The organism is Mucilaginibacter pallidiroseus (genome assembly GCF_007846085.1).
Lineage (GTDB): Bacteria > Bacteroidota > Bacteroidia > Sphingobacteriales > Sphingobacteriaceae > Mucilaginibacter > Mucilaginibacter pallidiroseus.
The window spans coordinates 71,166-83,185 of record NZ_VOEJ01000007.1; the positions used below are offsets into that span (position 1 = coordinate 71,166).

Annotated in this window: 16 protein-coding genes; 4 read left to right on the plus strand and 12 right to left on the minus strand. The window is 41.6% G+C overall.

The window, feature by feature from the left end; all coding sequences use genetic code 11:
• Window positions 1-7 precede the first annotated feature (7 nt).
• The 3 genes from FPZ43_RS14525 (at window position 8) to FPZ43_RS14535 (ending at window position 2,738) form a co-directional block, all read left to right on the plus strand.
• Window positions 8-769, plus strand: a complete 762-nt coding sequence (locus FPZ43_RS14525; RefSeq protein ID WP_261381093.1) for an alpha/beta hydrolase — start codon at window positions 8-10, stop codon at window positions 767-769.
• A 75-nt stretch (window positions 770-844) separates the two neighbouring features.
• The gene (locus tag FPZ43_RS14530) at window positions 845-1,834 is read left to right on the plus strand and encodes an MBL fold metallo-hydrolase (RefSeq protein ID WP_146382663.1); all 990 of its coding nucleotides are present in this window, start codon (window positions 845-847) and stop codon (window positions 1,832-1,834) included.
• Window positions 1,835-1,862: 28 nt separating this feature from the next.
• Entirely contained in the window at window positions 1,863-2,738 is an 876-nt protein-coding gene (locus FPZ43_RS14535; protein WP_146382664.1) for an alpha/beta hydrolase, read from the plus strand.
• A 135-nt stretch (window positions 2,739-2,873) separates the two neighbouring features.
• Here the strand turns inward: FPZ43_RS14535 and FPZ43_RS14540 are convergent, their stop codons facing one another.
• Window positions 2,874-3,302: a VOC family protein gene (locus FPZ43_RS14540; RefSeq protein WP_146382665.1), complete on the minus strand. Its 429-nt coding sequence runs from the start codon at window positions 3,300-3,302 to the stop codon at window positions 2,874-2,876.
• Between the two features lie 194 nt (window positions 3,303-3,496).
• Here FPZ43_RS14540 and trxA point away from each other — a divergent pair, with 194 nt between their 5' ends.
• Window positions 3,497-3,793: a thioredoxin gene (gene trxA, locus FPZ43_RS14545; RefSeq protein ID WP_146382666.1), complete on the plus strand. Its 297-nt coding sequence runs from the start codon at window positions 3,497-3,499 to the stop codon at window positions 3,791-3,793.
• Window positions 3,794-3,798: 5 nt separating this feature from the next.
• On the opposite strand, the gene FPZ43_RS14550 is transcribed toward trxA, so the two are convergent.
• From FPZ43_RS14550 to secY, 11 genes are all read right to left on the minus strand, one after another.
• Window positions 3,799-4,989 (minus strand): DUF1624 domain-containing protein, encoded by a 1,191-nt coding sequence (locus FPZ43_RS14550; RefSeq protein ID WP_146382667.1) that lies wholly within the window; start codon window positions 4,987-4,989, stop codon window positions 3,799-3,801.
• A 136-nt stretch (window positions 4,990-5,125) separates the two neighbouring features.
• Window positions 5,126-5,791 (minus strand): phosphatase PAP2 family protein, encoded by a 666-nt coding sequence (locus FPZ43_RS14555; protein ID WP_186461850.1) that lies wholly within the window; start codon window positions 5,789-5,791, stop codon window positions 5,126-5,128.
• Between the two features lie 141 nt (window positions 5,792-5,932).
• Window positions 5,933-6,490, minus strand: a complete 558-nt coding sequence (gene rplQ, locus FPZ43_RS14560; RefSeq protein ID WP_146382669.1) for a 50S ribosomal protein L17 — start codon at window positions 6,488-6,490, stop codon at window positions 5,933-5,935.
• A gap of 186 nt (window positions 6,491-6,676) precedes the next feature.
• A complete protein-coding gene (locus FPZ43_RS14565) occupies window positions 6,677-7,669 on the minus strand; it encodes a DNA-directed RNA polymerase subunit alpha (protein ID WP_146382670.1) in 993 nt (330 codons plus the stop codon).
• A gap of 154 nt (window positions 7,670-7,823) precedes the next feature.
• The gene (rpsD, locus tag FPZ43_RS14570) at window positions 7,824-8,432 is read right to left on the minus strand and encodes a 30S ribosomal protein S4 (protein WP_146382671.1); all 609 of its coding nucleotides are present in this window, start codon (window positions 8,430-8,432) and stop codon (window positions 7,824-7,826) included.
• Window positions 8,433-8,497: 65 nt separating this feature from the next.
• Window positions 8,498-8,887 carry a 30S ribosomal protein S11 gene (gene rpsK, locus FPZ43_RS14575; RefSeq protein ID WP_146382672.1) on the minus strand — a complete coding sequence of 130 codons (390 nt, stop codon included), beginning with the start codon at window positions 8,885-8,887 and terminating at the stop codon, window positions 8,498-8,500.
• A gap of 130 nt (window positions 8,888-9,017) precedes the next feature.
• A complete protein-coding gene (rpsM, locus tag FPZ43_RS14580) occupies window positions 9,018-9,395 on the minus strand; it encodes a 30S ribosomal protein S13 (RefSeq protein WP_146382673.1) in 378 nt (125 codons plus the stop codon).
• 70 nt (window positions 9,396-9,465) lie between these two features.
• Complete coding sequence (gene ykgO, locus FPZ43_RS14585) at window positions 9,466-9,582, minus strand: type B 50S ribosomal protein L36 (protein WP_022833269.1); 117 nt, start codon at window positions 9,580-9,582, stop codon at window positions 9,466-9,468.
• Window positions 9,583-9,587: 5 nt separating this feature from the next.
• Window positions 9,588-9,806, minus strand: coding sequence for a translation initiation factor IF-1 (gene infA, locus FPZ43_RS14590; protein ID WP_022833270.1), 219 nt, complete (start codon window positions 9,804-9,806; stop codon window positions 9,588-9,590).
• A gap of 64 nt (window positions 9,807-9,870) precedes the next feature.
• Complete coding sequence (gene map, locus FPZ43_RS14595) at window positions 9,871-10,662, minus strand: type I methionyl aminopeptidase (protein WP_146382674.1); 792 nt, start codon at window positions 10,660-10,662, stop codon at window positions 9,871-9,873.
• Between the two features lie 8 nt (window positions 10,663-10,670).
• Window positions 10,671-12,014 (minus strand): preprotein translocase subunit SecY, encoded by a 1,344-nt coding sequence (secY, locus tag FPZ43_RS14600; protein WP_146382675.1) that lies wholly within the window; start codon window positions 12,012-12,014, stop codon window positions 10,671-10,673.
• Window positions 12,015-12,020: the final 6 nt, after the last annotated feature.

Below are 12,020 nucleotides of genomic sequence, written 5' to 3' on the forward strand. Positions count from 1 at the left end.
ACTTACGATGATACCAATAAGCGCGCGCCCTTGGTTATTTTCGCACACGGCATTCGCGGGTTTAAAGATTGGGGGGGCGCACCATTTAGTTGCCAGATATTTCGCCGAAAATGGTTTCCGGTTTTTAAAGTTCAACTTTAGCCACAATGGTGTTACTGCCGATCAGCCTACCGAGTTTGCCGACCTGATTGCCTTTGGTGATAATACGTTCTCAATTGAATTGGAGGATTTGGGCAATGTGATAGACTTTGCCTGCAGCGGCTCGGCTATACCGGAAGCAGATGGTGTTTACCTTATTGGCCATAGCATGGGCGGAGGCATCAGTATTATAAAAACTGCCGAAGACAGCAGGGTGAAAAAGCTTGTTACTATGGCGGCTATATCCAGCTTTTACAACCTTTGGCCCAAACAAGCCGAAGAACAATGGCGCCTGCAGGGTGTAGTTTACATGAAAAATGCCCGCACCGGCCAGGATATGCCCTACCGTGTTACACTACTCGAGGATGTCGAAAAAAATCCGACAAGGTTGAACATACAGCAAAAAGCATCGGCAATAAAACAACCGTGGTTAATTATTCACGGGGATGAGGATACAAGTGTTCCGCTAAGCCATGCCGAACTATTGCATGAGGCACAACCATTGGCAAGCTTTAAGGTAATTACCGGTGCCGACCATGTATTTAATGCCACTCATCCTTATTTAAAAGATATCCTGCCTGCTCAGCTACATAAATTTTGCGATGAGGCTATTAACTTTTTGAACAAATAGGTCAGTAATATCATATTTCGGTAAGCTTTGCAGCATATTAAACATATTGTGCTGACTTGAAGTTATTATTGCGATATGAATTTGACAGGCTCTATCAAAAAAGGCAAAAAATTTATCAATCCAATCCCTACTGATGAAGCGGGCTTAGATAAGATGATTCCCATCATTGCCGAATATATTTACCATTCGGGCCAAAACGTACCAAAGAAGAAACTGGGGCCTTTTAAAACCGATACTAGTATCTACAACACGTCGCCTGCCAGCGGCCTGCGCGTTACCTGGGTTGGGCACTCCAGCTTGTTTATTGAGGTAGATGGCATCCGTATACTTACTGATCCTGTTTGGAGCCAGCGCGTATCATTTAGCCAGGCAATGGGCCCGAAGCGATTTTTTAATCCGCCAATTGCACTTACTGATGTGCCGAAGCCAGATGTGATCATCGTGTCGCATGATCATTATGATCACCTTGATAAAGCAACCATCAAGTTTTTTGCCGGATCGGATATCCAATTCATCACGCCGTTGGGTGTTTCTAAATACCTCGAGCAATGGGGTATCTTAAAAAACTACATCCATGAGGTTGATTGGGGCGATAGCGTAATGATAAAAGATTGCAACATAACCTCCACCCCATCCAGGCACTTTTCGGGCAGGGGCATTACAAACCGTAATGAAACGTTGTGGTCGTCATTTGTTATTAAAGGGCCGCAGCATAATATATTTTTTGGCGCGGACTCTGGCTGGTTCCCCGGCTTTGAAGATATCGGCAAAGCTTTCGGCCCGTTTGATTTAACCATGCTGGAGATAGGCGCATATGGCAAGTACTGGCCTGATATACACATGGGGCCGGATAATGCATCCAATGCGCATATAGCCCTTAGAGGCGACATTATGATGCCAATACATTGGGGCACGTTTAACCTTGCACCACATGATTGGTTTGAGCCTGCCGAAAGGCTGGAAAAATTTAGCAAAGAAAAAAATATAAAGTTATTTTTACCTGAGCCGGGCAAACCTACAGAAGTAAGTACCTATAATTCCAAGTGGTGGAAACCATTTATGTAGGCTGGCAAAAAACCAATTAAACACCTTCATGAAAACAACGCGCTCAATTTTAAATGTGATATTTTTAATGACCGTGTTTTGTGTAACGGCTAATGCACAAACGGTTATCCCGCTATGGCAAAAAGGCGCACCTGGTTTTGAGAACCGCCGTAACGAGCCGGAAGTTGCCCGCGATTATTATGTGCGCAATATTCACAACCCTTCCTTAACTGTATTTGCACCTCCGGCCGATAAAGCCAACGGTGCTGCCGTTGTAATATGCCCAGGTGGTGGGCATAGGCTATTGGTATATAATTCGGAAGGTGTTGCGCCTGCAAAATTCTTTAACGATTTAGGTTTAACTGTATTTGTATTAAAATACCGTTTGGCATTGGATACCCTATCACCTTATAACGTGGAGATACACCCGCGGCAAGATGCATTACGGGCCATGAGGCTTGTGCGTAGTATGGCTGCCAAATACCAACTGGATACCGCTCGTATAGGCATGATGGGCTTTTCGGCAGGCGGCGATGTGGTGGATATGATGGCATTTAGTAATAACGGCCCAAACCCCTCGGCTAAAGACCCGGTGGACAGGCTTAATGCAAAGCCCGATTTTATTGTACAGGTTTATCCCGGCCCAGGTCACATCCCCGAAAGTGTGCCTGCAAATGCGCCGCCCGCTTTTTTGGTTGCCGCAAATGATGATGCCTGCTGTTCATTATCCATTATAAAGCTGTTACAGGCATACCGTGCAGCCAAAGTACCGGTAGAGATGCACATGTATGCCCAGGGCGACCATGCCTTTAACATGGGGCAAAATAGAAAGCTAAAATCCATAAACAACTGGCCGCAACGCCTTGCCGATTGGCTTACCGACAGTCGCATTTTAAAGCCCGAAGCGAAGAAAGTATTATACTAACTAGAGCTTTGCCGTTCACTTTTATTTGATGTACAGATTGGCTTACAATAAGACAACGTCACTGCGTTTACAATGACGTTGTCTCAGTTTAAATGTATAGCATCGAGCATAATCCCGCAATACGGTTAAAGGACGTTATAGGCTCGAATCAAACTCTACAATCCACTCGATACCGTACTTGTCTCTAAACATACCGGCATAAGTACCCCATGGTGTGTCATCAATATCGCCCTCTACATCTCCGCCGGCAGATAACCCGGTAAATACTTTATCGGCCTCTTCGCGGCTTTCGGCAGCTACCAATATTTTCGACCGGTTTTCGCTTTCGCTAACTTTGCCCATAAAGGCAGGCACATCATTACCTAGTAGTAAGTTTCGCTGTCCAATGGGCAGGGCAATGTACATGATCTTATTTTCTTCACTTTCAGATACCTGGAACTCCTCGGTGGCCAGATCTTTAAAGCGGACTACCTTGGTAAACTCACCGCCGAACACCAATTTATAAAAAGTAAAAGCCTCTTCGGCATTGCCGTTAAAGTTTATCCACGGGTTAATTGCTCTCATAATTTATTATTTAGTTTATGTTATTTAAATAGTTTCTTATTTGATTTGCAGGCTATATTAAGCAGCCATAGCTGGAAATTCAAGGATACATGGAATTGATCATGTGATTATACCCAACGGTTCCTACTTGCAATTTACCTAATTATGGCAAACGTTATTTGGCCTTTACCGTTATTTATTAAAAAATTAAAACTATGGCAAACTTCAAGGATATCATAGCATCAGAAAAACCGGTACTTATTGATTTTTCGGCAGAGTGGTGCGGGCCATGTAAAATGATGCCGCCCATATTAAAACAAGTCAAGGAAGCTTTGGGCGACAAGGTTACCATTCTGAAAATAGATATTGATAAAAATCCGTCGGCTGCAAGTGCCTACAATGTGCAGAGTGTGCCTACGCTAATGATCTTCCAAAACGGCCAGAGCAAATGGCGCCAAAGTGGTGTAATACAAGCCGGCCAGCTACAGCAGGTTATACAACAGTTCATATAAAGCATTTACAAGTAACTTAGCCACCACTGAGTGTGTGTTTTCTTGTAATTGGAAAACCATCTGCATGGAAAATAAAGCAAGAGTATAACTATCAACCACACTACATAAACGCTCGCCAGGTTAAAACCAAAACCTGGCGGTTGAAATAGGAATGGCGTGTTAGGCGTTATAATCTGCGATGTTTTAAAGCCCATGGCAAAAAATACGATCACGTTCAAAAATCTTATCAAGTAAAAGTGTAGCACGTAGTAAAAAAACGGAACGCTGCCATAAACCTTTAAAAATGCCGCCAATTTATTTACAGCTTTTTCGGTAAGAGCCAATACGAACAACCCTGCCGAAAGCGTGAGGCAACAATACATTAACGAAGGCGGATATTTTGATACATTAAGGAAGCTCATAAACGTGTAGATGCTATTTTTTTGAGTAGCCCACGGTGCTGGGTCGCCATATTGATTAATTAAACGTAAGGTTATGAACAATACAAGTGCGGTAAGTGATGAATACAATAGTATCGTCTTACGATTGGCAGCACTATATTCGTTTTTGTATACCGTACCAAAAAAATAACCGAGTAACATTACGCCCGTCCAAGGTAGTATAGCGTATAAATCAAAAATTATATGGCTCTTATCCAGGAAAAATATAGTTCCCTTTGCCGTGAACAAAACCTTTATCAAGACATCTTCGGTGGTGTTTGGTAAAGGCTTCAGGTTGGTTATTATATCATGCCCAAAAATTAGTATCAATCCAATTAGGCCAATTACTCGAGCAGGCAGCCATATCAGTAATCCTAATAAGATCATGCTCATACCTATAGCCCATATCACCTGCAATGCAAATGCGTTATAAAGTGGGTTTAAACTAAAAGCTAATGTTATTATAACAAGCTCTACAAATACCAACCAAACGCCTCTTTTAACTAAAAAGCCTAAAAGCTGTTGTTTGGTACGCCGGGTACCGGCCAGATAAGCCGAAATACCACTTAAAAATACAAAGATAGGTGCGCAAAAATGGGTTATCCAACGCGTAAAGAACAACACAGGATAAGTTGTGCGCATATCAGTTGGATCAACCATTTGGCCTCCAATATGTAAAAAGTCGCGTACGTGATCGAGCGCCATAATAAGCATGATCGCGCCGCGTAAAATATCGATTGATTGAATGCGTGTTTTTCGGGCTACAAAGTTGTCCATTGTCGCTAACTGTCAAAGGTTTACAACATGAAGTTAGCAACATTTTCTATAACACGGGTATGGGTTCATACCGCAATTATATTGATTAGACAAATCATACAACAGTACTTACAGGTTGACGTTCGACGTTGTTCAATTAAACAACTTCAGGCTTAGGCGCTTCGGTATCGTCTGCCTTTTTACGGAGGTACAGCCAGGCTAGCACATATAACGATGGCAAGCCTAATAAAAAGCCGCCAAGAACATCTGTGAACCAATGTGCGCCTAAATAAATACGGGATACAGGAATGGTAAAAATAAAAAAGAGTGAAATAACTATTACCACCGTACGCACCCATTTGGCCACACCTTCCAACTGAAACATCAGCACGATCATGAAACCAAAAAATATAACATAAAACATCATGTGCCCACTGGGAAAGCTTTTCTGGCTGGTTTCAAACACAATCCTCACAATATCTTTTGAGGGCCTTGGCCGGTTTACCAGGGCTTTAACAATTGTGCTTAACAAGCCTGATAGTGCAGTAAGCAAAGTATACCCGGCGGCCTTTTTATATTTAAACAGTAGGAACAACAAGCTTGTTGCTACAATCATAATTGGCGCCTCGGGAGTATAACCTGGTGTGCTTATCAGGTACATGATCTTGTCCAAAACCGGATTTTGGCGCGACTGTATGTAATGCGAAAACTCAATATCGAGGCCGGAAGTAGGCAGCAACGCCACAAGAGCTGTAAGCGCAATAAAGCCAATGCCTAATATAATCAATACTAGTAATATGATATTGTGTCTGCGTTTATTCATAAGTATATAGTAACTTCTGCTACGCGGTGATTGTTTAGCGTTAATACGATTGGCAGGTTTAATTTTACTTTTAAACCTCATGCAAAACAAAACGGCCCATGGTGCATACCACGGGCCGTTCTATATTTTAAAAGCGATAAATTATTCGCCTTTTTCTGCGTTTTCTTCTTTGTCAGAAGCAGCAGGAGTTTCAGTAGCAGGAGCTTCTTCAACCGCAGGAGTAGCTTCGGCAACCGGAGCAACCTCAACAGTTTCAGTTTTAGCAGCAGCTTTAGATTTACCACCACGACGACGAGTTGATTTTTTCTCGGTTGCAGCAGCACCATCTTTGGTGTAAACAGTGTTGTAATCTACTAACTCGATGATAGCCATTTCAGCGTTATCGCCTAAACGGTTTTCTAACTTCACGATACGAGTATAACCACCCGGGCGGTTAGCAATTTTTTCAGCAATTTCACGGAACAAAATGCTCACAGTGTCTTTGTCTTGTAAATAGCTAAACACGGTACGGCGAGAGTGCGTAGTGTCGTTTTTTGATTCAGTCAAAAGGGGTTCAACATAAACGCGCAAAGCTTTTGCTTTTGCTAAAGTTGTAGTAATACGTTTGTGTTGGATCAATGAAGAGGCCATGTTGGCCAACATTGCTTTGCGGTGGCTGTCTGTGCGGCCTAAGTGATTAACTTTTTTTCCGTGTCTCATTTGTTTTTGTGTTGTGGCACGTGCATACCGTTGGGCGGCATTTCTGTCAAGCCCTCGGAATTATGCCGATGTTAGTGATCTGTTGATTAGAGATCAGAGATTAGTCACTATAACCCCCGCCCCGTGTGTATAAAATAAAAAGAGGTTAAAGACTGATCACCAATCTTTAACCTCTAATCATTAATATTATTCTTCGTCTAATTTAAATTTAGACAGGTTCATACCAAAAGATAAACCTTTTGATTTAACCAGGTCCTGAATCTCGGTTAATGATTTCTTACCGAAGTTCCTGAATTTTAACATATCAGCAACGTCGTAAGATACCAGGTCTGCAAGGCTGCGGATATCGGCAGCTTTAAGGCAGTTTAACGCACGTACAGATAGATCAAGATCAACCAATTCAGTTTTCAGGATCTTGCGCATGTGCAGGATTTCTTCATCAACTTCTTTAGTTTCTTCTTTAGCCTGAGCCTCAAGCATCATGTTCTCATCAGAGAATAGCATGAAGTGCTGGATAAGGATCTTAGCAGCTTGCTTCAAAGCATCTTCAGGGTGGATAGAACCATCTGTAGAGATATCAAGGATCAATTTTTCGTAATCCGTTTTTTGTTCAACACGATAGTTTTCTAAAGTGTATTTTACGTTTTTGATAGGCGTAAATATCGAATCAATAGCGATAACACCTACAGCAGCGTCAGGATTTTTGTTCTCTTCGTTTGAGATGTAACCACGGCCTTTAGCAACAGTAAGCTCTACTTCTAAAGTTACCGCTGTGTCCATATTACAAATAACCAAATCAGGGTTTAATACTGAAAAGTTGTTTGAAAACTTAGTGATATCACCTGCTTTAAAAGCATCCTGGCCGTTAATGATCACAAATATCTTCTCATTATCACCAGAGTCGCCTACTTTCTTAAAACGAACTTGCTTTAAGTTAAGGATGATCTCGGTTACGTCTTCAACAACACCTTTGATAGTTGAAAACTCATGAGTTACACCTGAGATACGTACAGAAGTGATCGCAAAACCTTCTAACGAAGATAATAAGATACGACGCAGAGCATTACCAATGGTTACACCGAAGCCTGGTTCTAACGGACGAAATTCAAACGTGCCGTCAAAATCGTTCGATTTCTGCATGATAACCTTATCTGGTTTTTGAAATGCTAAAATTGCCATTTATATCTTTGGTTTATTGTTTGTTAATTTATTTGAGACTTGATTAATCAAAGCAATATCTTACTTTTTGTTAACTAATCAATTCTAACACGCATAAAATGCGAAATCTGCGACAGTTATTTTGTCTCAGATTTCACATCTCATTGCCTATATCTTATTTAGAGTACAACTCGACGATAAGGTTTTCCTTGATGTTCTCAGGGATCTCATCGCGGTTTGGATAGTTAAGGAACTTACCTGTTAACTCGGCAGCATCCCATTCCAACCAGCTGTATTTATTCACTTTGCGGCCGGCAACAGAGTTTGTGATGGCTTCAAGTGACTTTGATTTTTCGCGTACTGCAATCACGTCGCCTGCTTTTAACTGGTATGATGCAATGTTTACAACGTTACCGTTAACAGTGATGTGTTTGTGGCCTACCAACTGGCGTGCACCAGAACGTGTAGGAGCTATACCTAAACGGTATACAGCGTTATCTAAACGAGCTTCTAAAAACTTTAATAAGTTTTCGCCGGTAATGCCTTCTTTAGCTGATGCAGTGTGGAACAAGTTTTCGAACTGGCGCTCTAATACACCATAAGTGTATTTAACTTTTTGTTTCTCCATTAACTGTACAGCGTACTCAGATTGCTTGCCTCTTCTTTTAGAAGCGCCGTGCATACCCGGGCCGTAGTTTTTTCTTTCTAACGCTTTATCCGGACCGAAGATTGGTTCGCGGAACCTGCGTGCAATTTTTGATTTTGGGCCTGTATATCTTGCCATTTTTGTGTGTTTTAAAGTATCAAGCAGCCCGCAGCTGCCGAATCTTAGCTTTAAAAATTAGTGAATTAAACTCTTCTGCGTTTAGACGGACGGCAACCATTGTGTGGAAGCGGTGTAATGTCTTTTATAGTAGTTACCTCGATACCGGTAGTCTGCAAAGTACGGATAGCCGACTCACGACCTGAACCAGGGCCTTTAACAAACACTTCAACTTTACGTAAACCTAAGTCGTAAGCAACTTTACCGCAATCTGCGGCTGCTTGTGATGCAGCATATGGGGTGTTCTTTTTTGAACCTTTGAAACCCATTTTACCTGCAGAAGACCATGACACAGCCTGGCCGTTTTTGTTGGTAAGGGTGATGATGATGTTGTTAAAAGTAGCGTTGATGTGTGCTTCGCCAACAGGCTCTACAACAACAATACGCTTTTTGGTAACTTTTTTAGCTTTAGCCATTTTCTTTGATAATTTTTTACAGATTACTCGGATTATACATAACCCCGGACCTGTAACTGTTTATTTTAATTATATTCCTAACAACAAATGAGCATTGGCAAAAACCAGCACTCATTTGTTATTAATCTTACTATTTAGTAGCTTTCTTTTTGTTAGCAACTGTTTTACGTTTTCCTTTACGGGTACGTGAGTTGTTTTTAGTACGTTGGCCACGCAAAGGCAAACCTTTACGGTGACGTGTACCACGGTAGCAACCTATATCCATTAAACGTTTGATGTTCAACTGAACCTCTGAACGCAATGCACCTTCTACTTTAATTTGATCGTTGATGATGGTACGGATAGCAGTTAACTGCTCATCGTTCCAATCCTGAACTTTGATGTTTTCATCAATACCAGCCTCAGCTAATATATTCTCGGCGGTAGTACGGCCAATACCGTAAATATAGGTTAAGCCTATTACGCCTCTCTTGTTTTTTGGTAAATCAATACCTGAAATCCTTGCCATTTTTGTTGTTTTCTTTTAACGTAATACCGAACGGCGGGCCACCGTTGTACGGCACATTACAAATTCTTAATTATCCCTGACGCTGTTTAAACTTAGGATTCTTTTTGTTGATCACATAAAGTTTCCCGTTACGGCGGATGATTTTGCAATCAGCGCTGCGTTTTTTAATGGATGCTCTAACTTTCATCTTGGTTATTTATATCTATAGGTTATTCTTCCCTTTGTTAAATCGTACGGACTCATTTCAAGTTTAACCCTGTCGCCAGGTAAGATCTTGATATAGTGCATACGCATTTTCCCCGATATGTGGGCAATAATCTCATGACCGTTTTCAAGCTCAACCCTGAACATTGCATTTGACAATGCCTCCCGAATTGTACCGTCTTGCTCGATCGAAGATTGTTTAGCCATATTTTATTGATTATTACTTGTTTATGCTGCCCCAAAACCGGGATGCAAAGTTAATAAAAAAATATTAACTTTTATTTTTTTCTTCCAAAACTTTATCAATGTAGGAAAACGATGATAATACATCTGCTTTCCCCCTTTTTACTGCCACGGTATGCTCGAAATGCGCTGATGGCTTTTTATCTACTGTAGATACTGTCCATCCGTCATCCCAAAACTTAACACCTGCACGCCCTGCATTGATCATGGGTTCAATAGCAATCACCATCCCCTCCTCCAGCTTAACGCCAGATCCGCGCTTCCCATAGTTAGGCACTTCAGGTTTTTCATGTAGGCGTACGCCTACACCATGGCCTACAAGTTCCTTAACCACACCAAAACCGTTCTTCTCGGCATGCTCTTGTACGGCATAGCCGATATCACCAACGCGCATGCCAACAACAGCCTTCTCGATACCCAGATCAAGACATTCTTTGGTAACACGTAAAAGTTTTTGGGTAAGCTCGTCAACCTCGCCAATGGCAAATGTATAAGCCGAGTCGCCGTAGTATTTATTAAGGATAACACCGCAATCAACCGATACAACATCCCCTTCAACTAAAATATGTTTGCCGGGAAAACCATGTACCACCTGGTCGTTAAGTGATATACACAAGGAGTATGGGAAACCTCCGTAATTTAAAAATGCCGGGACCCCTCCGTTGTCACGGATAAAGGTCTCGGCAAGTTTATTTAATTCCATCGTAGTAACACCCGGGCCAATAACCTTAGCTATCTCCCCGTGTGTTTTTGCAACAAGTAAAGAACTTTCTCTTATCAGTTCTATCTCCTCGACAGACTTATAAATGATCTTTGACATGTATTAAATTAGATTACCGGCGGTGTTTCGCCTGCAGCAGTAGGTATTGCCGAACGGCCTTTTACACGACCGGTTTTCATTAATCCGTCGTAGTGACGCATTAATAAATGGCTTTCTACCTGCTGTAAAGTATCTAACACCACACCTACAAGGATGATCAATGATGTACCACCAAAGAACCTTGCAAATAAGCTGCTAACACCAACTAAACTGGCCAGGGCCGGTATAATGGCAACGATAGCTAAGAAAACAGAACCTGGCAGAGTTATTTTTGATATAACTGCATCAATGTAATCTGCCGTGGTTTTACCTGGTTTAACACCCGGTATAAAACCACCGTTCTTTTTCATATCGTCAGACATTTGCGTTGGGTTAACCGTAATGGCAGTATAGAAGTAAGTGAACAGGATAATCAATATCGCGAACACTACGTTATGCTCCCAAGAGTTATAGTTTGATAACGAAATCAAAATACCGTTTGCAGCTGCGTTAGGGAAAAACTGAGCAATAGTAGCAGGGATAAACATCAAAGCCTGGGCAAAGATGATAGGCATTACACCGGCAGCATTAACCTTTAAAGGAATGTACTGACGAACGCCACCGTACTGTTTGTTACCTACAATACGTTTTGCGTATTGTACAGCAATTTTACGGGTACCCTGTACAATAAGGATGGTAAACATTACCACACCTAATAAAGCTACAATTTCAACTATAAAGGTAATTAAACCACCTGCACCGTTTGTACGTGATTGAAACTCCACTACAAATGCGCTTGGCAACTCGGCGATGATACCCGTCATGATGATGAGCGATATACCGTTACCAATACCTTTATCAGTGATTTTCTCGCCAAGCCACATTACAAATAAAGTACCTGCGGTTAATACAAATACGTTAAGTACTGTAAATGCAGGATTGCTTATAAGCATAGCATCAGCGCTAACTTGTGATTTAAGGTAACCTATAGCCTGCGCAGCTGTGATAACAATTGTTAAATAGCGTGTATACTGGTTTAACTTGTTACGGCCGCTTTCACCTTCTTTTTGTAATTTGATGAAGTGAGGCACCGCAATACCCAACAACTGTAAAACAATTGATGCTGATATATACGGCATTACACCCAATGCAAAAATAGAGGAACGTGAAAACGAACCTCCTGCAAACATGTTTAACAATCCTACAAGCCCTTCTTTGTTTTGACCGGCATGCAGCGATGCTGCGTTAACGCCAGGCAATACGATGTATGAGCCTACACGATATATCAAAAGAAATAAGAGTGTGTTTGTGATACGCACTCTCAAATCTTCAATTTTCCAGATATTGGATAATGTGGTGAATAATTTCTTCATCGAAAT

Bases quoted from the DNA above. Each gene is read 5' to 3' on its own strand.
- FPZ43_RS14525 (WP_261381093.1), top strand. From the start codon at position 8: ATGATACCAATAAGCGCGCGCCCTTGGTTATTTTCGCACACGGCATTC.
- FPZ43_RS14530 (WP_146382663.1), top strand. From the start codon at position 845: ATGAATTTGACAGGCTCTATCAAAAAAGGCAAAAAATTTATCAATCCA.
- FPZ43_RS14535 (WP_146382664.1), top strand. From the start codon at position 1,863: ATGAAAACAACGCGCTCAATTTTAAATGTGATATTTTTAATGACCGTG.
- FPZ43_RS14540 (WP_146382665.1), bottom strand. From the start codon at position 3,302: ATGAGAGCAATTAACCCGTGGATAAACTTTAACGGCAATGCCGAAGAG.
- trxA (WP_146382666.1), top strand. From the start codon at position 3,497: ATGGCAAACTTCAAGGATATCATAGCATCAGAAAAACCGGTACTTATT.
- FPZ43_RS14550 (WP_146382667.1), bottom strand. From the start codon at position 4,989: ATGGACAACTTTGTAGCCCGAAAAACACGCATTCAATCAATCGATATT.
- FPZ43_RS14555 (WP_186461850.1), bottom strand. From the start codon at position 5,791: ATGAATAAACGCAGACACAATATCATATTACTAGTATTGATTATATTA.
- rplQ (WP_146382669.1), bottom strand. From the start codon at position 6,490: ATGAGACACGGAAAAAAAGTTAATCACTTAGGCCGCACAGACAGCCAC.
- FPZ43_RS14565 (WP_146382670.1), bottom strand. From the start codon at position 7,669: ATGGCAATTTTAGCATTTCAAAAACCAGATAAGGTTATCATGCAGAAA.
- rpsD (WP_146382671.1), bottom strand. From the start codon at position 8,432: ATGGCAAGATATACAGGCCCAAAATCAAAAATTGCACGCAGGTTCCGC.
- rpsK (WP_146382672.1), bottom strand. From the start codon at position 8,887: ATGGCTAAAGCTAAAAAAGTTACCAAAAAGCGTATTGTTGTTGTAGAG.
- rpsM (WP_146382673.1), bottom strand. From the start codon at position 9,395: ATGGCAAGGATTTCAGGTATTGATTTACCAAAAAACAAGAGAGGCGTA.
- ykgO (WP_022833269.1), bottom strand. From the start codon at position 9,582: ATGAAAGTTAGAGCATCCATTAAAAAACGCAGCGCTGATTGCAAAATC.
- infA (WP_022833270.1), bottom strand. From the start codon at position 9,806: ATGGCTAAACAATCTTCGATCGAGCAAGACGGTACAATTCGGGAGGCA.
- map (WP_146382674.1), bottom strand. From the start codon at position 10,662: ATGTCAAAGATCATTTATAAGTCTGTCGAGGAGATAGAACTGATAAGA.
- secY (WP_146382675.1), bottom strand. From the start codon at position 12,014: ATGAAGAAATTATTCACCACATTATCCAATATCTGGAAAATTGAAGAT.